Below are 24,290 nucleotides of genomic sequence, written 5' to 3'. Positions count from 1 at the left end.
TTATTCCATAATAATTAATCCACTAACTAATATCTTTCTTTCATAACACGATCAATTTCACGTTTCATTTGTTGCTCTTTTAAGGCATGACGTTTATCATAATTACGCTTACCACGTGCTAAGCCAATCAATACTTTCGCTCTTCCACGTACTAAATAAACTTTTAATGGGATGACCGTTAATTGCTCTTGTTTGACACGAGTTTCCCATTGAAAAATTTCTCTTCGATGTAAGAGTAATTTTCGATCTCTTAGGGGATCATGATTAAAGATATTTCCTTGTTCATAATGACTAATATGACAATTTTTTAACCAGGCTTCTCCATTACGAAATGAAACATAACTGTCCACTAGACTTATTTTGCCTGCACGAATGGATTTTATTTCCGTTCCTTTTAAAACAAGTCCAGCTTCCAGCGTCTCTAAAATATCATAATCATGTCTTGCTTTGCGATTTTGAGCCAGTGGTTTATCATGTTGTTTGGCCATAATGCACCTCAATCTATTTCACAATCACCTTACTTACGGCGTCTTCTCTTAGGTGAATGTTTTTTTGCTTTCGTATTCTTGCGTTGTCGAACGGGATGGGATTGGTTACGTGATTTACGTTTCTTTTTTGAAGATGACTCTCGTTTAATCAAGTGCGACAAATCATCTGTCTCCGCATTTTCTGCATCGATAATATTAAAATCAATCTCTCGCTCTTCAATATTAACTTGATCGACCACTATGCGTACGGATTGTCCAATTCGATAGACTTTACCTCGTTCTTTACCGATCAGTACCCATTGCTCTGGGTAATATTGATAATAATCATCATTTAACTTGTTCAAATGAACAAGTCCTTCAACGGTATTAGGCAATTGGACAAAGATACCAAAAGAAGTAATCGAACTAATCATCCCTTCAAATTCTTCACCAATTTTGTCTTGCATATACTCTGCTTTTTTCAAAGCATCCGTCTCACGTTCAGCTTCAACAGAGCGTCGCTCTCTTTTCGAGGATTGCACTGCGATTTCTGGCAGACGCTGTTCTAAACGATCTATTTCTGCTTGATTTGGCCGTTTAATTAAATATTGGTGTACTAATCGATGAACGATCAAATCTGGATAACGTCGAATCGGCGAAGTAAAATGAGTATAATATTTAGCAGCAAGCCCATAGTGTCCTAATGATTCTTCGCTATAATGCGCTTGTTGCATGCTCCGAAGTAGCATCATTGAGACGACTTCTTCGTATGGGGAATCTTTTAACTTTTGCATCACGCGTTGCAGTTGTTTCGGTTGAATACTTTCAACATGCCCTTGTAATATAATTCCAAATCCGGTTAATAATTCAGCAAATTTTAACATTCGATCTGCATCCGGTTGTTCATGCACACGATAAATCATCGGTAACTCTTTCTCATGATACGATTGGGCTACCGTCTCATTCGCTACTAACATAAAACTTTCAATTAAACGCTCGCCTACGCCCCGTTCACGGGCCTTAATCGAAATTGGATGACCTTGATCGTCTACTTCTATGATAGCCTCTGTAGTATCAAAATTGATTGCTCCTCGACGATGACGTTTTGCTTCTAAAATGTGATGTAAATCTCGCATTGAATAGAGTGTCGATATAATTGGATCATATTCTTCAATCAATGCTTTGTCACCGTTATAGATCGCGTTTATCGCTTCATAAGTCATACGATAAGATGAATTAATGACCGCGGGATAGATTTGATAATCCACAACACTGCCTTGCGCATCAATTTCCATCGCGCAAGTTAAGGTTAACCGATCCACTCCTGGATGTAACGAACAAATCCCATTCGATAGTCGCTGAGGTAACATCGGAACCACTCGATCTGTAAGATAGACCGATGTCCCGCGTTCAAATGCCTCACGATCAATTGGTGAGCCTTCTCTCACATAATGCGATACATCTGCAATATGAACGTATAACCGGTAATTTCCATTGGCTAATTGGTCTAAGGCAATCGCATCGTCTAAATCTTTTGCATCAGCACCATCGATAGTCATCACCAATTGGTTTCGATGATCAACTCGGCCGTTGACATCCTCCGGATTAATCTCTAACCCAAACTTCTCAGCTTCTTCCAATACATTTTGTGGAAATTCATGGGGAATATTCAACTGGTAAAGAATCGCTAAGATATCCACACCAGGCTCATCACGATGCCCAATTTCCTTGGCCACATAGCCGGTTAATGTACTTGGATTTTCGTTTGTTGGATAATCACGGATTTTTACAATCACAATGGAATGGTCAACTGGTTCAATTCCTTCGGGCAAGATAAATACTGTATATGCTTGGCCACTTGTCCCTTGGGGAATCACATAACCCAGATAGCCTGTCTCAACTTGTTCTTCATTCGAATAAGCATAAAACTCACCTACCAGTTGCTGATAGTGCCGTTCAATGATTCGCTCTACCCGGGCTTCCGAACCCTTACCAGTCATCGGATTGACTTGTTTTAGAACCGTGACCTCGACCTTATCTTGATCCATTGCATTCAATGCATAGCCAGGTGGTATAAATAAATCACTGTCTCCTTCGTAATCAACAAAGCCATACCCTTTATCATTCGCACGATAAATACCTGTCAATGTTGTTTGAAGTTGACCAAAGGCACGGACACGGCCATTGGCAAGAAATTCAATCTCCCCAATTCGCTCTAAATATGCGAGAGCTTTAACAAGTTTTTTATATGTTTTATTCCCTTGATAATTAAAAATTCCCGCGAGTTCTTGAACTGAATAACTATGTTCTTGATGATCTTGTAAAAATTTTAAAATCCGCTGTTCTTTTTTAGTTAAACTCATACTATCCCTCCTTTACTCTACCATCCTTACACTGTCAAAGTATACCGTAGTGTGCCACGATAATAAAGAAAAAGACAATGTACACCGAAGAGACATTGTCGTAATCACTATTATTTTGCTGATAAATACGCTAACGCTAGCGCTAATACAAAGAATAGAATTCCTAAAACGGTTGTAGCTTTAATTAGAAACGCTTCGAAACCTCTTGCTTTTGCTTTCGGTTGACCATCGTCACTTCCACTTAACATACTTGCCGCATTGCTTTTAGAGGGTTGCATTACGACCATAATAATTAAAAGCACACATACAACAATGAATGCTGTTAATAAAAAATTATACATTCATTTACCTCCTTTAAATCTAAATGTTATCAACGCTCTCTATTATAATGGAATAAATAGATAAATTCAATCATCAACTCAAATGTACTACATTCCTTCGATATTTTTTACTTCCTTTACTGTCTTTTATTTTTTAAATTCGTTACAATGGAGTTATTAGAATTTTTACAGACAATAGATTTAGCAAAGGAGCAACCTGATGCGAAAAATATTATTAAGTTTTTTGATTATCCTTCATATACTACCCATTACAGCACAAGCTGCTACCTATCAATTACCGGATATTAAACCGATGATTGACGCACTTAATCCAACTGAGATTGAAGAACGGTTGAATTCAATGCCGCCGTCTGCTAGCTTAGACAATCCTTTGTTGCAACTCGTTAATATCGATAATCAAGTCGAACAACAACCCCAACCTGAGCTGACAACATTCGATGGTGATAAATACTTTAGTGTTGATATCTATCAACCTTTAAGTGACTTTATTGCTGCAGCCGCAAATCAAGGTTATTATCTCAAAGTAATATCAGGTTTCCGTACCATTGAATACCAACAAAATAACCGAGCAAACGCGCTAAATGAATATTTAGCAGAAGGATATAGCGAAGCCGACGCTTTATATTTAGTGAACTTGTTCTATGCATTACCAGAGGCTTCAGAACATTTGACCGGTCTTGCAGTTGATTTATTATCAACAGATTGGCTAAATACGGGGCAAGGACTCCATCAAAATTATCAATATGATGCTTCTGCAATATGGATGGCTGATAATGCCTCGGAGTTTGGCTTTGTACTACGATACCCTGACTCCAAGCAAGAAATCACTCAAATCGAATTTGAACCTTGGCATTTTCGTTATGTAGGCTTAGAACACGCCGCATATATGGAAAAGTATAATTTGGTTTTAGAAGAGTATTTAGCATGGATTGCTTATCGTGATGAAGTAAACACTGCAATGACTACAACAACCACTGAACCGTAAAATAAAAATCTATTTTTTAAAGGGAGGAAGCGAATGTTATTAAGTAAACTTAAAGAAGTATCTACGGCAGTCATCCCGCTGTCTATCATTGTTTTGATTTTGCATTTCTTTTTTGTCCCACTCTCAAATCATGAATTAGTATTATTCTTTACAGGAGCTGTTCTAGTTCTTGTAGGACTCGCTGTTTTCCTATTAGGTGTCGATGTCTCAATTAATAAAATGGGACAAATATTAGGTCAAGGGATTACAAAGAAAAATAACCTAGCCTTGCTTTTAGCAGGTGGAGCCATTATTGGTTTTACCGTTTCAGTAGCTGAACCTGCTTTAACCATCCTAGGAAGTCAAATCGATCAAATGTCAAATGGTCTACTCAACGGAACACTCGTTGTGATCGTAGTATCATTGGGGGTCGGATTTTTCCTAAGTATTGGGATGTTACGGATTGCATTTCGTTGGGATATAGCCCTCGTAATGACGATATGTTACGGCATCGTCTTTTTACTAAGTTTTATTGCTGAAGAAGCATTCTTTACATTTGCTTTTGATTCGAGTGGTGCAACAACAGGTGCCATCACGGTTCCTTTTATTCTTGCAATGAGTGCCGGTATGGCAGCGCTCGGTTCAGGTGATGACGATCAATTTAACTTCGGGATGGTTGGGATTGCTTCAGTCGGTCCAATCGTTGCAATGATGGTGATGGGATTATTTTTTGATGCAGATTTGACTCAAGGTGAATTTGAAGTTGTGCAAGAAGTCGCCTCGGATGGAATTTTCCAAATTATACTTCAAGATACCTCACGTAGTTTGTTTGAAGTCATCCTTGGAATTTTACCTGTATTAATAATTTTCATATTATTTAACTTTTTTATTGAACGACAATCTAGACAAACAATCCAAGATATTAATGTTGGTTTAGTTTACATCTTAATCGGTCTCACCATGTTTCTAACTGGTGTTTCTTCTGGATTTATGCCCGTGACTCAAACTTTAGGCGCAGACCTTTACGACAACTATTCCGCATTTTGGCCTATTGCTATTGGGTTTATTCTTGGTATTTTAGCTATCTTAGCAGAACCTGCTATTTATGTTCTAATTGATCAAGTCGAAGAAATTACAGGTGGGACAATCAGTAAAAAAATGGTGCTGATTACTATCTGTCTCGGCGTAGGATTAGCAATTGCCTTAACCATCGTTCGGATTATGATTCCGGGTCTACGATTATGGCATATTTTACTGCCTGGATTTTTAATTTCGATTGCATTATCATGGGTGATTCCAAAATTATTTGTCGGCTTAGCTTTTGACTCCGGTGGTGTCGCAAGTGGTCCGATGACGGGAACCTTTATCTTTGCCTTTGTACAAGGAATCGCGCTTAGCAACCCCCATGCCGATGTTATCGTGGATGGCTTTGGAATGATTGCTGTCGTTGCAATGACACCCATTCTATTTATCGAAATTTTAGGATTTATCTACCACATGGCGACGAAGCGCCTAGAAGATTAGAAAGGAACTTTTTAAACATGCCTAATCCAATGAAACATGACCCACTAATATTAGCGATCGCTATCTTAGAAGATGGGAAAGGTTTACCTTTTGTAAATCATGCGATTGAATATGATTTAAGAGGTGGATTCATCAGTCCTGGAAGTGGGTTAATCAATTCAGAAATTTTAAATTTATTATCCATTCGCTCACAAAAGAAAGATGTCGTAGTATTATTTGACCGTGAAAGTATTATGCTACCAGCTATTGAGAAACTTGCTCAATGCTATCAAATGCATTTGCCAAATCATGGAATTATGTTCTACATGGAAGTTAAGAATGCAATTTCTCGTTTTTATGACTACTCAGAAAATGATTTCAGTAAATTAGACCATTTGCAACAATTAATTTGGTTGTCATTTAAACATGGAATGCATAAAGAAATGATGAATAATATTCGTGAGTCTGGCCTAACTGGCGCTACTTTTTTCACAGGTCGTGGTGAATTTATTAGCGAAAAGAAATCTTTCCTAGGCATCAAGGTTGCTCCTCAAAGAGAGACGATGCTAAGTGTTGTATCAAAAGAACATATAAAAGATGTATTCGATCACTTAGAAAATCGATATCAAATTGAGAAAACCAAAGGGCTAAAATTATTATCCATGGCAGTCGACGCCTTTAGTCAAGCTGCGGACCCACTAAAAATTGAGCCTTCAAATGCAGAGTTTTCTGCCTTATTCTCAATTGTCAATGATGATTTGAAAGAAACTTATGTTGATATCATGAGAGAATTGAATATGAATGGCGGAACTAGTATTAGTGCTTTTGGTACGTTGAGTTCCGAAATTATTGAACAATATTTCTCAATTCCTATGTCACCTCGGAAAGAAATCATCTTTACAATCGATAAGACGGATAAAATCAACGAAGCATATCGCCACTTACTAGATCACCCTATAATGATGGCTCCTCACCAAGGTGTGTACTTCACCATGCCAATCTTAGGCGCAAAAGGTCTTTACCAAAGTAATTAAACCATCTAAAAAAGCCAGACTCCGTCTGGCTTTTTGCGTGCATATTATTTAGCTGGAATTAAGTTGCTTAAAGGTTCATGATGCATATCAAGTGACGTTGCAACTTCATAATGCGTAATATGACCTTGATAAGTATTAATTCCTGTTTCAACCATAATGTCTTGTTTGACTGCTTCAATGAGTCCTGCGCTTGCAATCCATTTTACGTATGGTAAACTAACGTTTGTTAATCCGATAGTAGACGTTCTTGGAACGGCTCCAGGGACGTTCGCAACCGCATAATGAACGACATCATGAACAATGTAAGTTGGATCTTCAAAGGTTGTTGAATGCGTTGTAGTCTCAAAGTTTCCGCCTTGATCGACTGCGATATCAATCATAACTGCACCTGGTTTCATTTGCTTCACAGTCTCTTCTTTAACAAGGACTGGCGCTTCTCGACCTGGAATTAGAACCGATCCAATGACAACATCCGATTGAATCACTGCATCATGGATATTTTGTTCATTACTCATTAGCGTGTGCAATCCTTGACCCAACGTATTTTCAAGCTCCGCTAATCGATTTGGATTAATATCAATAATGGTAACTGATGCACCCATACCTTGCGCAATTTTAGCCGCATTCTCGCCAACGACCCCGCCACCAATAATGGTAACATTCGCTTTACCTACACCTGGGATACCTCCGAGTAGAATACCTCGACCACCTTGTGACTGTTCGAGTAGATGAGCTGCTGTTTGAACAGCCATCCGACCTGCTACTTCACTCATCGGCATCAGTAATGGGGTTTTCCGGCCATTACGTGTCATGGTTTCATAAGCAATCCCCGTCACCTTTTTCTCTACCAACGCTTCCGCAAGCTCTCTTTCACTTGCTAAATGTAGATAACAGAAAAGAATTTGTCCTTCTCTAAAATATTGGTATTCAGATGGCTGAGGCTCTTTAACTTTAACCACCATATCAGCTTGCCAAACCTCTTCTGCAGTTGGTACTACTTTCGCACCTGCGTTTACATAATCTTGATCTTCAAAGCGCGATTGTGTTCCTGCTTTCGTCTCTATCCAAACTTCATGGCCTGAATCTATAATTTCTCGAACATTATCAGGGGTCAATCCAACTCGATTTTCTCTCGTTTTTCGTTCTTTAGGAACTCCAATAATCATAAAATCACTCCTTATATGCCTTTTGATACAAAAAGTTGGAGTCTGAAGCCAAACTCCAACTTTTATTCACTCTTTAATTACTTAATATTGTAAAATACTTTCTCACCATCGTAACGCGCAACATCACCCAGTTGGTCTTCGATGCGTAATAATTGATTGTATTTTGCAATACGGTCAGTACGAGATAATGAACCTGTCTTAATTTGACCTGCATTCGTAGCTACTGCAATATCAGCGATTGTTGAATCTTCAGTTTCACCTGAACGGTGAGATACTACAGCCGTAAATCCTGCTTTTTTAGCCATTTCGATAGCATCAAATGTTTCCGTTAATGTACCGATTTGGTTAACTTTAATTAGGATTGAATTACTTACTCCTTCACGAATACCACGTTCAAGAATTTCAGTGTTTGTTACAAATAAATCATCACCTACTAATTGAACACGATCTCCAATGCGATCTGTTAATAGCTTCCAACCTTCCCAATCATTTTCATCCATACCATCTTCAATTGAGATAATCGGATATTTATTAACTAATTCTTCAAGGTAGTCAACTTGTTCTTCAATCGAACGTTTTGCGCCACCTTCTCCTTCGAATTTAGCATAATCATAAACACCATTCTCAAAGAATTCTGAAGCAGCACAGTCGAAACCTAAGAAGACATCTTCACCTGGTTTAAGACCTGCTTTTTTAATAGCTTCTATAATTGTTTCAACACCATCTTCAGTATTTTCAAAGCGTGGTGCAAATCCACCTTCATCACCTACAGAAGTTTCTAATCCACGAGATTTAAGAATATCTTTTAATGCATGGAAAACTTCAGTACCCCAACGTAATGCTTCTGAGAAAGTAGGTGCACCTGTTGGAATAATCATAAACTCTTGGAAAGCAATCGGTGCATCAGAGTGAGAACCACCATTGACGATATTCATCATCGGTGTTGGTAATAATTTCGTATTAAATCCACCTAGATAATGATATAACGGAATTCCTAAGTAGTCTGCAGCAGCACGTGCTACGGCAATTGAAACACCAAGAATTGCGTTAGCGCCTAATTTACCTTTATTTGGCGTACCATCTAATTCAATCATGAATTGGTCAATCGCTTGTTGTTCAAGAACATCAAAACCTAACAAAGCTGGTGCAATAATTTCATTCACATTATCCACAGCTTTTGTAACACCTTTACCTAAATAACGGCTCTTATCACCATCACGTAACTCAACGGCTTCATGCTCACCTGTAGAAGCTCCCGAAGGAACCATTCCACGACCAAAAGCACCACTTTCAGTATAAACCTCAACTTCAATTGTTGGATTACCACGAGAATCTAGAACTTCACGAGCATAGACATCTGTAATATATGACATAGTTATTTTCTCCTTTTTAATTTCTTAAAATTATTTTTTAACAATTAATGATTCACCCGTCATTTCAGCAGGTTTTTCAATATCAAGTAGATCAAGTAGTGTTGGCGCTAAGTCTGCCAAGCGTCCTCCAGATCGGAGTTCAATTCCCTCTTTTGTGACAATCACCGGAACAGGATTCGTCGTGTGTGCCGTCATTGGCTCGCCCTCAAGGGTCACAACTTCATCCGAATTACCATGGTCTGCAGTAATAATCGCATAACCACCTTTTGATAAGATTAGATCAACAATCTCACCTAGACACTCATCGACGGCTTCAATCGCTTTAACCGTTGGCTCTAACATTCCACTGTGTCCTACCATATCTGGATTAGCAAAGTTTAATATAATTGCATCAAGATTATCTTGATTAATCGCATTAATTAAAGCATCTTTCACTTCATACGCAGACATTTCTGGTTTTAAGTCATACGTTGCCACCTTTGGTGACGGAATTAAAATGCGTTTCTCTCCAGTAAATTCTTTATGGCGACCGCCACTCATAAAGAAAGTTACGTGAGGGTATTTTTCGGTTTCTGCGATACGAAGCTGTGTTTTACCAGCATCTTGTAATACTTCACCAATCGTATTTTTTAAATCTAACGGTTCAAAAACAATTGAACCTAACACATCTGCACTATATTCTGTAAATGAAACAAACTGAATATTTTTAGGTGCATGTTCTCCTAGGTCGAACTTATCAAATCCAGGATTGGTTAAGATTGTGGACATTTGAATCGCACGGTCGGGTCTAAAGTTAAAGAATACGACGGAGTCTTCATCATTAATTGTTGCTACCGGTTGACCTTGCGATGAAATATAAAATGGAACGACAAATTCATCAAACACTTCATTTTGATAAGAAGCTTCGATTCCCGCTGCCGCACTTTGGTAAGATGGGCCAACGCCATCTACCATGGCGCGATATGCAAGTTCTTCTCGTTCCCAACGCTTATCACGATCCATTGCATAATAACGACCTGAGATTGAAGCAAATTGTCCCACGCCAATCTCTTTGAACTTCTCTTCAGTCTCTTGGACAAATTTCAATCCAGTGTCAGGTGCCACGTCACGACCATCTAGAAAACCATGAACGTAGACACGTTCCAGACCAAATTGTTTAGCCATTTTAAGCAATGCATAAAGATGATTGATATGCGAATGCACTCCCCCATCGGATAATAATCCAAGCAAATGCAATGCTTTATCATTCTCTTTCGCGTGGGTCATCGCCTCAACTAGCGCTTCACGCTCAAAAAAATCTCCTTCTTCAATCGAACGATCAATCCGCGTTAATGATTGATAAACAATGCGCCCAGCTCCGATATTTAAGTGCCCTACTTCAGAGTTCCCCATTTGACCCTCGGGTAAACCAACATCATTGCCACAAGCTTTGAGTTGATTATGTGGATATTGATTCCAGTATCGGTCGAAATTCGGCTTATTTGCCGCTTTTACGGCGTTCCCAATAACTTCATCCCGTAATCCAAATCCATCCAAGATAATTAAAGCAACTGGCTTATGTTCCATTAACAAGTCACCTCCAATAATTGAATGAATGAAGTTGGTTCTAGACTTGCTCCACCCACTAATGCGCCATCAATATGTTCTTCGGCTAAATATTGTGCAATATTATCGGGCTTAACAGAACCACCATATTGAATACGAACTGCATTGGCAACGTCTTGAGAATACAACTCTTCAACCACTGAACGGATAAAACCACAAGTTTCATTCGCAAGTTCCGCAGAAGAAGATTTCCCTGTACCAATTGCCCAAATAGGTTCGTACGCAATCACTAATTGTTTGACCTGATCTGCATTAAGTCCAGCCAACGCTTCAGTAATCTGCTCTTTAATCCATGGTTCTGTCTCACCCGATTCACGTTGTTCAAGTGATTCACCACAGCAGATAATCGGAAGCATTCCATTTCGGAAAATGGCTTTCGCTTTTTCATTAATAAATTGGTTGCTTTCATTAAAATATTCCCGGCGTTCAGAATGTCCAATGATTACATATTGAACACCCACTTCTGCTAATAATTTAGGGCTTATTTCACCCGTAAAAGCACCAGCATCTTCAGTATAGCAATTTTGGGCTGCAATCACTAGTTGATCATTCGTACGTGTTTGAATCATTGTTGGTAAGAATAATGCAGGGGCTCCGATAACAGATTCTACTACTGAAGCATCCGGTAATTTGTCTTGAACTTCTTTAACAAATTCAACAGCTTCCTCCAATGATTTATTCATCTTCCAATTTCCGGCAATAATCGGTTTGCGTGACATATCATCTCTCCTTTATTATTTGTCGTCGATCGAAGCAATTCCAGGTAATTCAGAACCTTCTAAATAAGTTAATGAAGCTCCGCCACCCGTTGAGATGTGTGATAATTTATCTTCAAATCCCATTTGAATTACCGCTGCAGCAGAATCTCCTCCACCGATAATCGTATTAGCTCCATCTAAGTTTGCTAATGTTTCAGCAATCGCTTTGGTACCATGCGCAAATTGTTCAAATTCAAAGACGCCCATCGGTCCATTCCAAACAACGGTTTTCGCTTCTGAAAGGATATCTTTGAATAATTCAACCGATTTCGGTCCAATATCTAACCCTTCCCAGTCTGCTGGAATTTCGTCAGCACTAACGACTTGATGGTTAGCATCGTTAGAAAACTCATCTGCTACCACAATATCAACCGGTAAGACTAACTTATCACCCGCTTTTGCTAACATATCTTTAGCAAAATCTAAGCTCGTTTCATCTAATAAAGATTTTCCGATTTCTTTTCCTTGAGCTTTCAAGAAAGTGTAAGCCATCCCTCCACCAATAATCACTTTATCTGCTTTAGTCAGTAAAGACTCGATGACTTTAATCTTGTCCTCAACTTTGGCACCGCCTAAAATGGCTACAAATGGGCGCACTGGATGGTCAACGGCTTCACCTAAATATTTAACCTCTTTCGCTACTAAATAGCCAATACCATTAGGTAAATGTGAAGCAATACCAACGTTTGAGGCATGAGCACGGTGTGCTGTACCAAACGCATCATTAATAAATACATCTCCTAATGATGCCCAATATTTTCCAAGTTCTGGATCATTTTTAGATTCTTTCTTACCATCTAAATCTTCATAACGTGTGTTTTGAACCAATAGAACTTGACCAGATTGTAAATTAGCAACTGCTTGTTCAAGCTCTTCACCGCGAGTAACTGGAACAAACTGTACTTCTTGGTTTAATAACTCGCCTAAGCGTTTCGCAACGGGAGCTAAATTATTTTTGGCTTTATCTGCCTCTTCTTTTACTTTACCTAAGTGAGAAAATAGTACAATTTTACAATCATGTTTCAATAAGTAGTTTAATGTTTCAAGTGAGGCAACGATTCGGTTATCATCTGTAATCTGACCGTCTTTCATCGGAACATTATAATCAACCCGGACTAAGACCGTTTTGCCATCGAGTTGTAAATCTTTAATCGTTTTTTTAGCCATTCTATTCCTCCTAATATAGCGAATATCTAAAAAGGGCAGGAAAGCATTACGCCTCCCCGCCGTTTGGTTTGACGTCTAGAATTGTAAAATTCTAAGGACTACAATTTAGCGAAATATTCAAGTAAGCGAATCATATTACCTGTAAATCCAGATTCGTTATCGTACCAAGATACTGTTTTAACTAATTGAGATCCATCTTCAGCTTCTTGAATAGAAGTTAAAGTAGCATCAAAAATTGCTCCTGCTGGGTATCCAATGGTATCGGCTGAAACAATTTCATCTTCGTTGTATGCGAATGAGTCTGTTTCTGCTTCTTTCATCGCTGCGTTAATTTCTTCTACCGTTGTATTTTTACCTAATAATGAGTAAAGGATTGTGTGTGAACCTGTAATCGTTGGGACACGTAATGCAGATCCATCAAGTAATCCATTAACTTCTGGAATTACGCGACCAATCGCTTTCGCAGCACCGGTTGATGCAGGGATAATGTTTTGAGCTCCTGCACGTCCAGAACGAGCGCTCTTAGCGTTTGGTGAGTCTTGTAATGCTTGAGTTGCTGTATAAGCGTGAACTGTCACCATGTTACCTGTTTTCAATCCGAATTTATCGTTTAATACTTTAACGACAGGTGCAAGTGAGTTTGTTGTACATGACGCAGCTGAGATAATTGTATCCGTTGGTTCAAGAATGTCTTCGTTAACACCGAATACAACCATTTTTGTTTCTTTATCTTTTGCGGGTGCTGAAATTAATACACGTTTTGCCCCAGCATCAATATGTGCTTGTGCTTTTTCTTTTGAGTTGTAGTGACCTGTACATTCAAGGACAATATCTACTCCTAATTCACCCCAAGGTAATTTACTTGCATCTTTTTCTTCAAATGCTTTAATTTCATGACCGTCAACAACAATTGAATCACCTTTTACTTCAACGTCGTAAGGTAAACGTCCAAGTGCTGTATCATATTTTAAAAGATAAGCTAAGTTATCGTTATCAGTTAAGTCGTTGATTGCAACAATCTCAACATCTGCACCTACCTCATAAATACGTCTTAATGCTAAACGTCCAATACGTCCAAAACCATTAATTGCTAATTTTACTGTCATTCCATTTCCTCCTTAAGGATATTTATTTCAAAGGGTTTCCCCGTTTAAAATCTTTAATGCAATCGCTTCGTCACAAATTAACCAACTGTGACGTGGTGCCAAATGGAAGAATCCCTCCACTGCGTCAGCTTTTTCTTCACCAGCTACGACGGTAATCACTAAAGGAATTTGCTCTAAATCTTTAAACTTTAGGCCTATTCGAGGGTAACTAGCGACAATTTCTCCTTGGCGATTGTAGAAGGCACCAAACGCTTCACCAACCGCATGATAATCATTAATTTGATTTAGCTTATCGGAATTAATTTTTCTTCTCTCAGCCATAACTTTAGCTGTTCCGACACTGAGAATCAAACAATCTGCATTTTTACTTTTAGCGACAATTGAAGCAACTTCTTCATCGTTCATTAATATCTTTGATGTTTCAAGCGTGATATTTTCAGGAATAAATAGTGGAATATAACTTCCCGAAGTCCGCTGTGCCATCACATTTCCAACTGAGTTCGATTGAATGTCAATTTCTTGACCTAACCCTCCTCGTGAAGGAACAAATGTTAACTGACGATTTTTAGCTAAAGATAGATCAAACTGATGAGCTACTTTCGACAAAGTTGTGCCACCTGTTACAGCAATTGTATTATCACCTACTGGCAAATAATCTCCAAGTACTTGGACAACAGCTTTCCCCAGCTCATCAAATATCGCCGGATTTTCTCCAGCATCTCCCGGAACAACGACACAATGAGCAATTCCGAGTTTAGCTTTAAGTTGTTCTTGTAGCTGATAACATTGAGAATTGTATGTAATACTTAGTAAAGGATTTAGTATTTGGTAAATCCTTCGTCCTTCATCGGTAAGTTCAATACCCGACGGGCTAACATTAACTAGGTGTTGATTTCGTAAAACTTCGACTTGAGAACGCGTCACACGCTCGCTCAAATTAATTTTTTGAGCTAAAGATTTACGTCCAATAAGCTGTTCTCGATCAATCACTTGCAATATACTTAAACGCATATCAACTAATGAGGCAATCTCTGGAGCAAGTGCTTGAATTTCTTTATAATAATTCATCGACCTTCACTCCCTATAAATAGTTGGTCAAATTAAGTCCAATGCGTAATCACAAATTAACATAGCCATAAACATTTATTTCTCACGGTTACAGTAACATAGTACCATTGATTCTGATTAAAGACAAGTGAAAAGGTGAATCGTTTTATAATATAGTGGACATTAACTGTCCAATGAGTGAATGTGTACAAAAAAGACTCCTTTCATTCAATTTTGGAATCAAAGGAGTCTATTATTTATTTCTTTGATTTATTCAATTCTTTACTATTTTTCATAATACCATCTATTAGACCGTACTCAAGCGCTTCATCCGCATCTTTAAAATTATCACGGTCAGTATCTTGTTCGATTACTTCTAAAGGTTGACCTGTCAAGTCACTTAAAATTTGATTTAAACGTTCTTTCGTTTTTAAAATATGGCGAGCTGCAATTTCAATTTCTGTTGCTTGACCTTGAGCACCACCGAGTGGTTGGTGAATCATCACTTCAGAGTTTGGTAATGCCCAACGCTTGCCTTTTTCCCCTGCTGCAAGCAATACTGAGGCCATTGATGCTGCCATACCAATTACAATCGTTTGTACATCGGCATTAATAAAGCGCATTGTGTCATAAATAGCCATACCAGCTGTTACACTACCCCCAGGTGAATTTATATATAAATAGATATCTTTCTCAGGATCTTGGGCATCTAAAAATAATAATTGAGCGATAACGGAGTTTGCTAATTGATCATCAATTCCTCCGCTTAACATAATAATACGGTCTTTTAATAAGCGTGAATAAATATCATACGCACGTTCTCCCCGTGAAGTTTGTTCGATTACTGTTGGAATTAAATTCATATAAAAACCTCCTATCTTTGTCAACAATTATTATTTTACCTTAATGGTCAAAGAAAGACAAATTTTTTGTTTTAAAAATAAAACGACTAAATCTTTCGACTTAGCCGTGAAATTACATTAAATTACTTCTTTACCGTCATAGTAGCCACAATTCGCGCATACACGGTGACTCATTTTTAATTCACCACATTCAGGACAAACGTTCATCCCTGGAACTTGAAGTTTAAAGTGTGTACGACGTTTTCTCTTGCTAGCTTTTGAAGTTTTACGCTTAGGTACTGCCATTTTATCCACCTCCTACAATTTAAGAATCGCTTCTTTCTTGGTCATTTAATAATTGTTGCAAAGCGGCAAACGGCGAATCCTCAGATTGTAGGCGACGTTCACTTTGCTGCTCAATATAGTTGGCCTCTGTTATAACTTCCCAATCTTTTCCATGGGGAAGATGTGCTTCATCTTCGTCTGGACCATAGACTTTGGTAGGTATATTAATCAATATTAAATCCGTAACTAAATCAACTAAATCAATTGTATCATCTGTAATCACAACCGTTGTTTCTGCATAGTCTTCAATATTCCCGTCATACTGAGCTTCAACATACCGTTCACTCACTGGAATCGTTAAGTCATACACGACAGGTTTCAAAGATAGACTTGATGGGAGAATTAATGTAACATCAATTTGCCCATGCAAAGCAACTTCGTGATCGTCATAGGTAAAATATCCTTTTAAGCGTGGTTCTTTTTGAATTTCGAGATTAATTTGACGGTCGATTAACTCATCTTGGATCGAAATAATTTGATCCACTTCAACAATCGCTTCGGAACTATTTCTTATTTCACGAATTGTGTACTTCATAATATCACCTCTAAAGCAACAAGCTTTATTATATGGAATTCAAGCTTTAAAGTCAAGATACAGAGTAAGTTTTTTCGATTTAATTCCTGTCTATTTACCTAAAAATGGAATTTTATCGATATTTTGTTCATTAATCATGCGCTTCATATTATTTTGATAGATTTGATCTAGTGTTAAATTTAGTTGATAATAAGGATTAACTTCACGATTTAACCGCGTAAAAATGGTTGTTTTCAATGATTCCATTCGAAGATGTACCCTACCTCGTGATGAAATTCCTAATAGACGCACTGTTGGCATCTCTTGTTGGAGTTCAATCGATTGCTGCCATTTCTCATCAGTAAAATTCAACATAATCCGTAACAATTTACGCTGGATTGACGATCGTGTAAATCGCCGACTTGTTAACAATTCTACTAATTCATCGTAAGAATTCGCTTTTTGATTTGTTTCATATATATACTGACCTAAACCGTTCTTCACATCGAATATTTGTTCCAAACCACTTGGTTGATCACTCATAATCCGATATTTCAAGTAAGGATAATAATCCTCTAGCACCACCCCTTGATCAACTTGAATTGAATAGGGAACTGCGATTAATTCTTCTGTTGTTAAATAGTGTTTACGAATTTGCGTTCCAGACAGAATCGTTTTCCCATCAAACGTTGTTAGACTTCGAGGGATTGCCATAAATTTTACGTCTGGATTCCATCGTTTCATTGATTGAATATAACGTACTGCTAACATATGGTTAGGGGCATTTAAATGTTCAGCCGCCACTTCTCCAAGATGAGCTTCAATACTTCTCGAATAAGCTTCCGGATAGCTGACGCCTGATCTCATTTCCTTCTGTAGCGTCGAATCAATCATTGATTGATTGGTCTCAATCTCTTCAACAATCTTAATTAAAGAATTAAGATCCAAGGTTTCTACCCCAAATGCTAAAGTATCGATTCCCATGCCTGATAAAATTCGCATTCCCCAATCCGCAAAATAATCAGCAGATTGGAGCGAAGCGATGACTGGCAACTCCACGACGATATCAGCTCCAGCTTCAATCGCATATCGACTTCGAGTCCATTTGTCCATCAATGTAAATTCTCCACGCTGTGATTGATTTCCTGACATTGCCACAATAATTGTAGCTTCTGGGAATTGTTGGCGAATGACTTGTAATTGATACTGATGACCTCGGTGAAATGGATTATACTCTGCAAGAATTCCCACTTTTTTCATGGCATACCTCATTATTTATAACAACGGAAAAACCAACGGGGTGTCTCGTGATGTCGACTTGGATCATATATTTCTCGTCCATGATTTACATACACTTGAATATTATCCGGTGTAAAGCCAGCTTCTTTAAGATGATGCATAAATGCTTCTAACGGGTGACTCCGCTCGACGAGCGTGATATTCGTTCGTTCATATAGATTACCGTTCTTTTGGATAAAAAGTGTTAAATCATGTTCCACTTCAATTTCTTCTAGGGCTTCTGTTGGATAACTCTCCCAATGTAGTGCGGTAGATTCATCATAGTCAAAATATTCAAAGCCATTGAAACCATAGCGGATATGATACGGTGTCCAAACATCAAACAAAAATTGTCCTCCCTCATTTAAATGTTGATAGACTTGATGAAAAGTTTGGTTCAACTGCGTCTCATCCTCTAAAAAACAAAGGGAATCTAAGAAACAAGTAATGACATCGTATCCCTCTACCCATTGATAAGCACTCGATTGCGTCATATCCGCTACTCTAAAGGACACATTAGAGTAGGGGTGAACCAATGTCTCCTGAGCTTGGAAGATCATTTCGGGACTCAAATCAATCCCAATAATTTCATCCGCTAATGCCCCCATCATTTCCGTTAAAACGCCTGTGCCACAAGCTAAATCAAGAAGTGTATGTGGACGTTTATCCAAAGACTGCTCGACAAAAGTAATCCAGTCAAAGTAAGCTGATTCATCATTAAAACGTGAGTATACTTGGGCTAATTTTGAAAAGCCCATGGTTAATCAATCCATTCTTCAATATTTAGTTCAGGAGCATCTATCCAAATTCGTTCTAAACCATATAATTCTCGCTCAGTATTTAAGAAAACATGCACGACGACGTCATTTAAGTCAATCAACGTCCATTGCCCATCTTGTTTCCCTTCAACACTCAACAATTCATAACCCGCTTGATGAACACATTCGACAATCTCATCAACAATCGCTTTAACTTGTCGTCCATTCCGACCGTGCATAATAATAAAGTAATCTGTTACAGGTGTTAACTCACGCACATCAAGTACCGTAATTTCTTGCGCCAAGCGGTCATGTGCATGTTGTACGATTAATTTAATTTTGTTTATTGTTTCTTCGATTTTTAGTCATTCCTTTCTTCCATCCAATGATTGTAGATTACAACACTTGGAGGATAAACATTTTTTTCTAACTTAACAAGATGAAGTAGCGTCTGTTGCATAATTTGACGGGTAGCCATTTTTAATGAATGATTCGCTACTTCCCTAGCCTTTTTTGCCTCTTCAAATGTTCTTCCCGGTTCAATATAATCTGCTACAAATAGCAGCTGACTTAAACATGACATTTCAACAGACCCAATTGTATGGTCCGAGACGGCCTGCAAAATCTCTTGATCTTTAACGCCAAGATGGTTTTTAGCATATTGAGCAGCAGCCGCTCCATGCCAAATGGCACCATTTCCATCGTAATCTGCTAGCGCCGGTTGGTATTGAATTGCTAATTGATACATTTCCTGTTCTGGCATTTCTTTACATAGATCATGTAATAAAGCACAGATACTCACCTGATTATATTCTTCGAAACCGATTTGTTTAGCTAAGTTGAGCGCTGTGCTTTCGACACTTAATACATGTTCAAAGCGTTGAGCTGACAATTGGTCTTTTAACAAATCAATCAATTCATCTCGTGAAATAGAAATAAAGGTATCCCACGCTCTCATTATACCCTCCTATGCTTGATCACAATACAATTGATGTTTATATATATAGTCCATCACTTCATTTGGCACTTGATAACGTATCGACTGTTCAAGAAACACTCTCAAACGCACTTCGGTTGAGCTCAAATCAATCATTGGAGAATCGATCCATATAATGGGATATTTCCCCGTATAAGCGGGCTGTCCTGGCCGGCGGATGCCAACAAATTGAACCAATTCAACTAACCGATCCACATTACGCCATAATGGTAAGTCGTTAGCACTATCGCTTCCCATAATAAAATAAAACTCATAATCTGGGTAGGCCTCTTTAAAATATTCCATCGTATCCACCGTGTAATTTTTACCTCCACGATGAACCTCATATGGCTGTACCTCTAATAAAGGATTTGATTGAATCGCCAATCGTACCATCTCTAAACGGTGTGATGCCGCAATCGTTTGCTTTCCTGGAGCATGTGGTGGCTTCGCTGTTGGCATCAGCCATACTTGATCTAACTCAAGTTGAGTTCCTGCTTGCTCTGCCATCATTAAGTGCCCCAAGTGCGGAGGGTTAAAGGTTCCACCTAAAATACCAATTCGTTTAGGACGAAATTCAGAAGTTTCAAGCTGAGTATTCGACAAGTAGACCGGTCGCAAAAAATCTTCGATATCAACATTTACTTCGTAAAGCGTTGACTCCTTTTTCATACTCGTCTCCTCGTTATCTTAGTGCGTTAACACGCAAACTCAACTTTTGATTTTTTGTTTGTCTGGCAGGACGATAGAGAATCGCTGTACTTCCGATAACTTGAATAATTTCTGCTCCCAATTGATTCGCAATCTCCGAAGTAACATCCTTTAATTCCTCATCTGAATTTTGTAAAATATGAAACTTTATCAACTCACGTTTTTCTAATGCTAAATCAATTTGATGAATGAATTCTTCCGTCAGACCGTTCTTCCCTAATTGAAAAAGCGGTTTAATTTGGTGTGATTCACTTCTTAAAAACTTCAATTGTTTTTTATTCATTGTTACCTCCTTAAATAATTGATGGTCGCTTAGTGACAGCAATACCTCTTGGTACCCAAACTGTTAAATTAACCGGAGCATTAGATGTTATCCATCCTAAACCTGATATATTTAAGTCTTCCTTCCCTGATAAACGATAGGACTGAGCTTTCAGCTCTGGAAAATCCTCTTTTTGATGTGGAGGATTTAACAACTCTCCGAGATGCTTTTCGTAAAAATCGCTAGCTTTTTCTGTTTTTGTACGGTGAATGTATAGGGATGAATTTACATACAAAGTAACTGCCGCTTTGTCTGCTTGTGTTTTAACATCGATTCTAGCTAATCCCCCTAAAAATAAAGTCTGTTCACTTTTCAGCTGATATGTTTTAGGTTTAAGCGGTTTGCTTGGCAAAACTTCCTTCAATTCATCACGGGATAGATAATGCGCATATTGTGACTTCTTAATAATACCCGGTGTATCAATGAGGCTATGCTCATCAGTCAAAGGAATCTGAATCATATCAAGTGTTGTTCCAGGATGATTTGAGGTGGTAATAATCTCACGTTCACCGCCGTAGTGCTGTATTAGTTGATTAATTAGTGTTGATTTACCAACATTTGTAATTCCTACAATATAAATATTTTTAGAATGGATATATTGTTCAATCAGTTCAACTAATGCTTCAATGCCAGAACGCTTCATACCATTTGTAATAATAACAGACTCAGGATACAGATGGTTTGAATTCATAATTTGGCGAACCCATTCTTTAACTTTGCTCTGGCGCGTTACTTTAGGCAATAAATCAAACTTATTTACAGCAACCGCAAATGGCTGCTCGCCAATCAAGCGTTGAATCCCACTTATAATACTTCCTTCAACGTCAAAAACATCAACTACTAATATCACAAAAGCATCGTCTGAAGCAATACTTGATAATCGTTGAAGAAATAGATCTTCGTCTAATGCTAAATCAATTAGCTCATTATAGTGTCTCAAGCGATAACAACGTTGGCAGTAGAAAGATTCTTGGACCAATCCTTTGGCTAATGCTGAGGCAGGTAAATAACCTAACCCTTCAGGGTCTTCAGTTTGTATTGTCGCGCCACAACCAATGCATTGGTATACTTCATTAGTCAAGTTGATCCCCCCAATCTGTATTTCGCTCAATTCCAACCCATTTTAAAGCCAATCGTTCAATCCGTCGATTCAACCAAGTATAAATATTGTCATTGGGCGCCGTTGGCTTCACTAAAATACTGCGTATTCCTTGAAGGTTTGCACCAATAATATCCGTCATGACTTGGTCTCCAATCGCGACGACTTTTTCTTTATCAATTTTCATCTCTTTTAGAACTCGGTGATACCCATGAGGGAGTGGTTTAATCGCATTTGCATGATAGCTGAACTGATGCTCTCCAATTGCCTGTTCAAGCCGTTCATTCGTATTATTACTCAACAAGTAGACCTGGATTCCAGCTCCTTCTAATTGATGAATCCAATTTATCATTCGCTCAGTGGCATCAACTTCATTCCAGTCAATCAAAGTATTGTCTAAATCACATATCACTCCTTCAATTTGGTGATTTGATAAATCACTCGCTGTTAAAGAATATAGCGAATTCACATGCCATGTTGGCGTAATTAATCTTCTCATCAATGTCTACTCCTACTATCTTATAAATTACTCCTATTGTACCATTTTTAACACAAATAAAAAATTCCCAGATGATAGTAAATAAGCACGTCCACTTATTTACCATTTTCCGGGAGTCTAAATTAGTTTAGAAGCTCATAAATTTCAATCGCTACTAAATCTAGATTGTCGAATTGATATTCAGTTTTATTCAAGCTATCGTAAAGCGTAAAAGTATCGTTATCATTATGATAAGTTACTTGGCACTTTTCGATTCCATCCACTTCAAATCGACGCACTTCATTCTCTTCGTGTTGCGATTTGATCATAGCTTCTAGTCGTTGGATAATTCCTGTGAGTACTGATGGTTTCATATTTTTATTCCTTTCATCACTTCAAAACTTCTGTTATGTACAACATCTAAATTATGTTAACAAAGTTAGAAATAAATGCAATAGTAACGTTTATTCTATTTATCGAAAGCTAAAGAGATTGCGAGCTGCGCCTGCAATATATTTAAAAAACGTTGTCGTCCCTTTTGAATTTCCTTGTAGCGCCTCTTCATAGCAAGCTAATATACGATCTGCAAAAAGCTCAACCGAAATTTGTTTTAAATCCTCTTGATTGATTTCTTGAATCATACCATGCCCTCGATGATTGAGGAAAGCAATCACGGTATTAGCTAGTTGATCTGATGCAGTATAGAGTCTCCCATAGCTAGGTTTGCTAACTAACATGTCGAGATACTCGTTGTGCTTCGCTATCATTGGCAATCGATTCGCTAAAGCTTCTAAATAAGTTAACCCTTGTGATTCAGATTCACTCGCATTAACATAAATGTCAGCCATCTGATAATAGCGAAATACCTCTTTGTGATCAATTTCACCAATAAAATACACATCTTCTAATCCGTAACCACGTACAAGTGCTTCAAGCGAAGCGCGCTGTGGGCCATCTCCGACAATGAGCAAATGGGCATTTGAATAGGATTGTTTAATTTTAGGAAATGCCTCAATAATTTCATCAATCGACTTCTCCTTGGAAATACGGCTCAACGAGAGGAGCACTAAGTCATCCTCTCTCAAGCCCATTTGTTGTCGAAGTTCATGACGAATATTCGGATCAAATTTTGGTAGTTTAACTCCCGTTGGAATTATTTGAATCGGAACTTTGACGCCATAATCGAGCAAAGTTTGATAAGTCATCCGACTTGGCGCAATGACGCCTTGCGTTTGACTACAAAATAGCTTTGAATACCATTTTACATGTTGTCTTTTGATCAACATGCCATTCCATATATAATGCGTATAATTCTCATACATCGTATGGTAAGTATGCACCGTAGGAATATTCATTTTACTTGCAACATACTTACCTGCCAAACCTAAACTAAACTCTGTATGAGTATGGATAATATCTAAGTTATATTCTTTCGCAATCGCTAGACAATCATCAAATCCTCGATACGCAATTCGTCGATCTTCAAAACTTGCAAATGGAATACTCGGTAAACGAACAATTCCAGGAGTTTCTTGTGCATTCGGATCGGTTGTTGTAAAAATAACAACTTCATGCCCTAATTGAATCAACTGATCCTTCAGTAACTCAATGGAAGTCGATACACCGCTAACTTGCGGAAAATATGTATCTGTAAACATCCCAATTCGCACATAATCCCTCCAGACTCATCGTATAATATGCTTTATTATAACACAGCAAGCAGCACAATAAAAACAGCTTTCCAATATTAAAAATAGCCATGCGATATAAGTCGCATGGCTAGAAAAAATTGTTTTAAATTATTCTGATAAACCTTCGTTCTTCATTGTTTCTACAATGCTTTCCATTGCTTCAACTTCGTCTTCACCTTCGGTCGTAATCGTAACTTCAGCACCTTGTCCTACACCAAGTGACATGACTCCCATAATTGATTTCAAATTAACAGATTTGCCTTTGTATTCAAGGTTAATTTCTGAAGCAAAACGACTTGCAGCCTGAACTAATAATGTTGCAGGACGTGCATGAATCCCAGTCTCAGCAATAATTGTAAATTCTTTCTTCTCCATATGATTC

The 24,290-nt window shown here is 38.1% G+C and carries 27 protein-coding genes; 3 read left to right on the top strand and 24 right to left on the bottom strand.

Annotation, left to right across the window (positions count from 1 at the left end; genetic code table 11):
- Positions 1-26 precede the first annotated feature (26 nt).
- The 3 genes from smpB to secG form a co-directional block, all read right to left on the bottom strand.
- The gene (gene smpB / locus HMPREF9707_RS07845) at positions 27-488 is read right to left on the bottom strand and encodes an SsrA-binding protein SmpB (RefSeq protein ID WP_006702165.1); all 462 of its coding nucleotides are present in this window, start codon (positions 486-488) and stop codon (positions 27-29) included.
- 29 nt (positions 489-517) lie between these two features.
- The gene (gene rnr, locus HMPREF9707_RS07840) at positions 518-2,830 is read right to left on the bottom strand and encodes a ribonuclease R (RefSeq protein ID WP_006702164.1); all 2,313 of its coding nucleotides are present in this window, start codon (positions 2,828-2,830) and stop codon (positions 518-520) included.
- Positions 2,831-2,940: 110 nt separating this feature from the next.
- Entirely contained in the window at positions 2,941-3,171 is a 231-nt protein-coding gene (gene secG / locus HMPREF9707_RS07835) for a preprotein translocase subunit SecG (protein ID WP_006702163.1), read from the bottom strand.
- 199 nt (positions 3,172-3,370) lie between these two features.
- Between secG and HMPREF9707_RS07830 the strand changes: the two genes are divergently transcribed.
- From HMPREF9707_RS07830 to HMPREF9707_RS07820, 3 genes are read left to right on the top strand one after another with little or no spacing between them, the layout of a single operon-like run.
- Positions 3,371-4,156 carry a M15 family metallopeptidase gene (locus tag HMPREF9707_RS07830; protein WP_006702162.1) on the top strand — a complete coding sequence of 262 codons (786 nt, stop codon included), beginning with the start codon at positions 3,371-3,373 and terminating at the stop codon, positions 4,154-4,156.
- Positions 4,157-4,189: 33 nt separating this feature from the next.
- Complete coding sequence (locus HMPREF9707_RS07825; RefSeq protein ID WP_006702161.1) at positions 4,190-5,659, top strand: DUF1538 domain-containing protein; 1,470 nt, start codon at positions 4,190-4,192, stop codon at positions 5,657-5,659.
- 17 nt (positions 5,660-5,676) lie between these two features.
- A complete protein-coding gene (locus HMPREF9707_RS07820; protein WP_006702160.1) occupies positions 5,677-6,672 on the top strand; it encodes a hypothetical protein in 996 nt (331 codons plus the stop codon).
- A gap of 44 nt (positions 6,673-6,716) precedes the next feature.
- Here the strand turns inward: HMPREF9707_RS07820 and ald are convergent, their stop codons facing one another.
- From ald to HMPREF9707_RS07715, 21 genes are all read right to left on the bottom strand, one after another.
- On the bottom strand, positions 6,717-7,838 hold the full coding sequence (gene ald / locus HMPREF9707_RS07815) for an alanine dehydrogenase (RefSeq protein ID WP_006702159.1): 1,122 nt from the start codon (positions 7,836-7,838) through the stop codon (positions 6,717-6,719).
- A 77-nt stretch (positions 7,839-7,915) separates the two neighbouring features.
- Positions 7,916-9,211 carry a phosphopyruvate hydratase gene (gene eno / locus HMPREF9707_RS07810; RefSeq protein ID WP_006702158.1) on the bottom strand — a complete coding sequence of 432 codons (1,296 nt, stop codon included), beginning with the start codon at positions 9,209-9,211 and terminating at the stop codon, positions 7,916-7,918.
- Between the two features lie 30 nt (positions 9,212-9,241).
- On the bottom strand, positions 9,242-10,777 hold the full coding sequence (gene gpmI, locus HMPREF9707_RS07805; RefSeq protein WP_006702157.1) for a 2,3-bisphosphoglycerate-independent phosphoglycerate mutase: 1,536 nt from the start codon (positions 10,775-10,777) through the stop codon (positions 9,242-9,244).
- Positions 10,777-11,535 (bottom strand): triose-phosphate isomerase, encoded by a 759-nt coding sequence (gene tpiA / locus HMPREF9707_RS07800; protein WP_006702156.1) that lies wholly within the window; start codon positions 11,533-11,535, stop codon positions 10,777-10,779. Before tpiA ends, gpmI begins: the two co-directional genes overlap by 1 nt.
- 15 nt (positions 11,536-11,550) lie before the next feature.
- On the bottom strand, positions 11,551-12,741 hold the full coding sequence (locus tag HMPREF9707_RS07795; protein WP_006702155.1) for a phosphoglycerate kinase: 1,191 nt from the start codon (positions 12,739-12,741) through the stop codon (positions 11,551-11,553).
- A gap of 98 nt (positions 12,742-12,839) precedes the next feature.
- Positions 12,840-13,847 (bottom strand): type I glyceraldehyde-3-phosphate dehydrogenase, encoded by a 1,008-nt coding sequence (gene gap / locus HMPREF9707_RS07790; RefSeq protein WP_006702154.1) that lies wholly within the window; start codon positions 13,845-13,847, stop codon positions 12,840-12,842.
- 27 nt (positions 13,848-13,874) lie between these two features.
- On the bottom strand, positions 13,875-14,915 hold the full coding sequence (locus HMPREF9707_RS07785; protein WP_006702153.1) for a sugar-binding transcriptional regulator: 1,041 nt from the start codon (positions 14,913-14,915) through the stop codon (positions 13,875-13,877).
- A gap of 236 nt (positions 14,916-15,151) precedes the next feature.
- Positions 15,152-15,757, bottom strand: coding sequence for an ATP-dependent Clp endopeptidase proteolytic subunit ClpP (gene clpP, locus HMPREF9707_RS07780; RefSeq protein WP_006702152.1), 606 nt, complete (start codon positions 15,755-15,757; stop codon positions 15,152-15,154).
- Between the two features lie 117 nt (positions 15,758-15,874).
- The gene (rpmF, locus tag HMPREF9707_RS07775) at positions 15,875-16,042 is read right to left on the bottom strand and encodes a 50S ribosomal protein L32 (RefSeq protein WP_006702151.1); all 168 of its coding nucleotides are present in this window, start codon (positions 16,040-16,042) and stop codon (positions 15,875-15,877) included.
- Positions 16,043-16,061: 19 nt separating this feature from the next.
- A complete protein-coding gene (locus HMPREF9707_RS07770; RefSeq protein WP_006702150.1) occupies positions 16,062-16,616 on the bottom strand; it encodes a YceD family protein in 555 nt (184 codons plus the stop codon).
- Positions 16,617-16,706: 90 nt separating this feature from the next.
- Positions 16,707-17,855 (bottom strand): nucleotidyltransferase family protein, encoded by a 1,149-nt coding sequence (locus HMPREF9707_RS07765; RefSeq protein ID WP_006702149.1) that lies wholly within the window; start codon positions 17,853-17,855, stop codon positions 16,707-16,709.
- 11 nt (positions 17,856-17,866) lie between these two features.
- Positions 17,867-18,631 (bottom strand): class I SAM-dependent DNA methyltransferase, encoded by a 765-nt coding sequence (locus HMPREF9707_RS08605; protein WP_006702148.1) that lies wholly within the window; start codon positions 18,629-18,631, stop codon positions 17,867-17,869.
- A gap of 2 nt (positions 18,632-18,633) precedes the next feature.
- Complete coding sequence (gene rsfS / locus HMPREF9707_RS07755; protein WP_269556271.1) at positions 18,634-18,960, bottom strand: ribosome silencing factor; 327 nt, start codon at positions 18,958-18,960, stop codon at positions 18,634-18,636.
- Positions 18,961-18,992: 32 nt separating this feature from the next.
- Entirely contained in the window at positions 18,993-19,589 is a 597-nt protein-coding gene (gene yqeK / locus HMPREF9707_RS07750) for a bis(5'-nucleosyl)-tetraphosphatase (symmetrical) YqeK (RefSeq protein WP_006702146.1), read from the bottom strand.
- A 9-nt stretch (positions 19,590-19,598) separates the two neighbouring features.
- Complete coding sequence (locus HMPREF9707_RS07745) at positions 19,599-20,279, bottom strand: nicotinate-nucleotide adenylyltransferase (protein WP_006702145.1); 681 nt, start codon at positions 20,277-20,279, stop codon at positions 19,599-19,601.
- Positions 20,280-20,292: 13 nt separating this feature from the next.
- Positions 20,293-20,601: a ribosome assembly RNA-binding protein YhbY gene (gene yhbY, locus HMPREF9707_RS07740; protein ID WP_006702144.1), complete on the bottom strand. Its 309-nt coding sequence runs from the start codon at positions 20,599-20,601 to the stop codon at positions 20,293-20,295.
- A 10-nt stretch (positions 20,602-20,611) separates the two neighbouring features.
- Positions 20,612-21,721, bottom strand: coding sequence for a ribosome biogenesis GTPase YqeH (gene yqeH, locus HMPREF9707_RS07735; protein ID WP_006702143.1), 1,110 nt, complete (start codon positions 21,719-21,721; stop codon positions 20,612-20,614).
- Complete coding sequence (locus HMPREF9707_RS07730; RefSeq protein ID WP_006702142.1) at positions 21,714-22,238, bottom strand: YqeG family HAD IIIA-type phosphatase; 525 nt, start codon at positions 22,236-22,238, stop codon at positions 21,714-21,716. The genes yqeH and HMPREF9707_RS07730 overlap by 8 nt, the downstream gene beginning before the upstream one ends.
- Positions 22,239-22,360: 122 nt before the next feature.
- A complete protein-coding gene (locus HMPREF9707_RS07725) occupies positions 22,361-22,591 on the bottom strand; it encodes a YkuJ family protein (RefSeq protein WP_006702141.1) in 231 nt (76 codons plus the stop codon).
- A 99-nt stretch (positions 22,592-22,690) separates the two neighbouring features.
- Entirely contained in the window at positions 22,691-23,887 is a 1,197-nt protein-coding gene (locus tag HMPREF9707_RS07720) for a glycosyltransferase family 4 protein (RefSeq protein ID WP_006702140.1), read from the bottom strand.
- 129 nt (positions 23,888-24,016) lie between these two features.
- Entirely contained in the window at positions 24,017-24,283 is a 267-nt protein-coding gene (locus tag HMPREF9707_RS07715) for a phosphocarrier protein HPr (protein WP_006702139.1), read from the bottom strand.
- Between the last annotated feature and the right edge of the window lie 7 nt (positions 24,284-24,290).

The sequence above is a fragment of the Falseniella ignava CCUG 37419 genome, assembly GCF_000301055.1.
Classification (GTDB): Bacteria; Bacillota; Bacilli; order Lactobacillales; family Aerococcaceae; genus Falseniella; species Falseniella ignava.
Note: the sequence above shows the minus strand (reverse complement) of the source record. Positions and strands in the feature narration are given on the sequence as shown.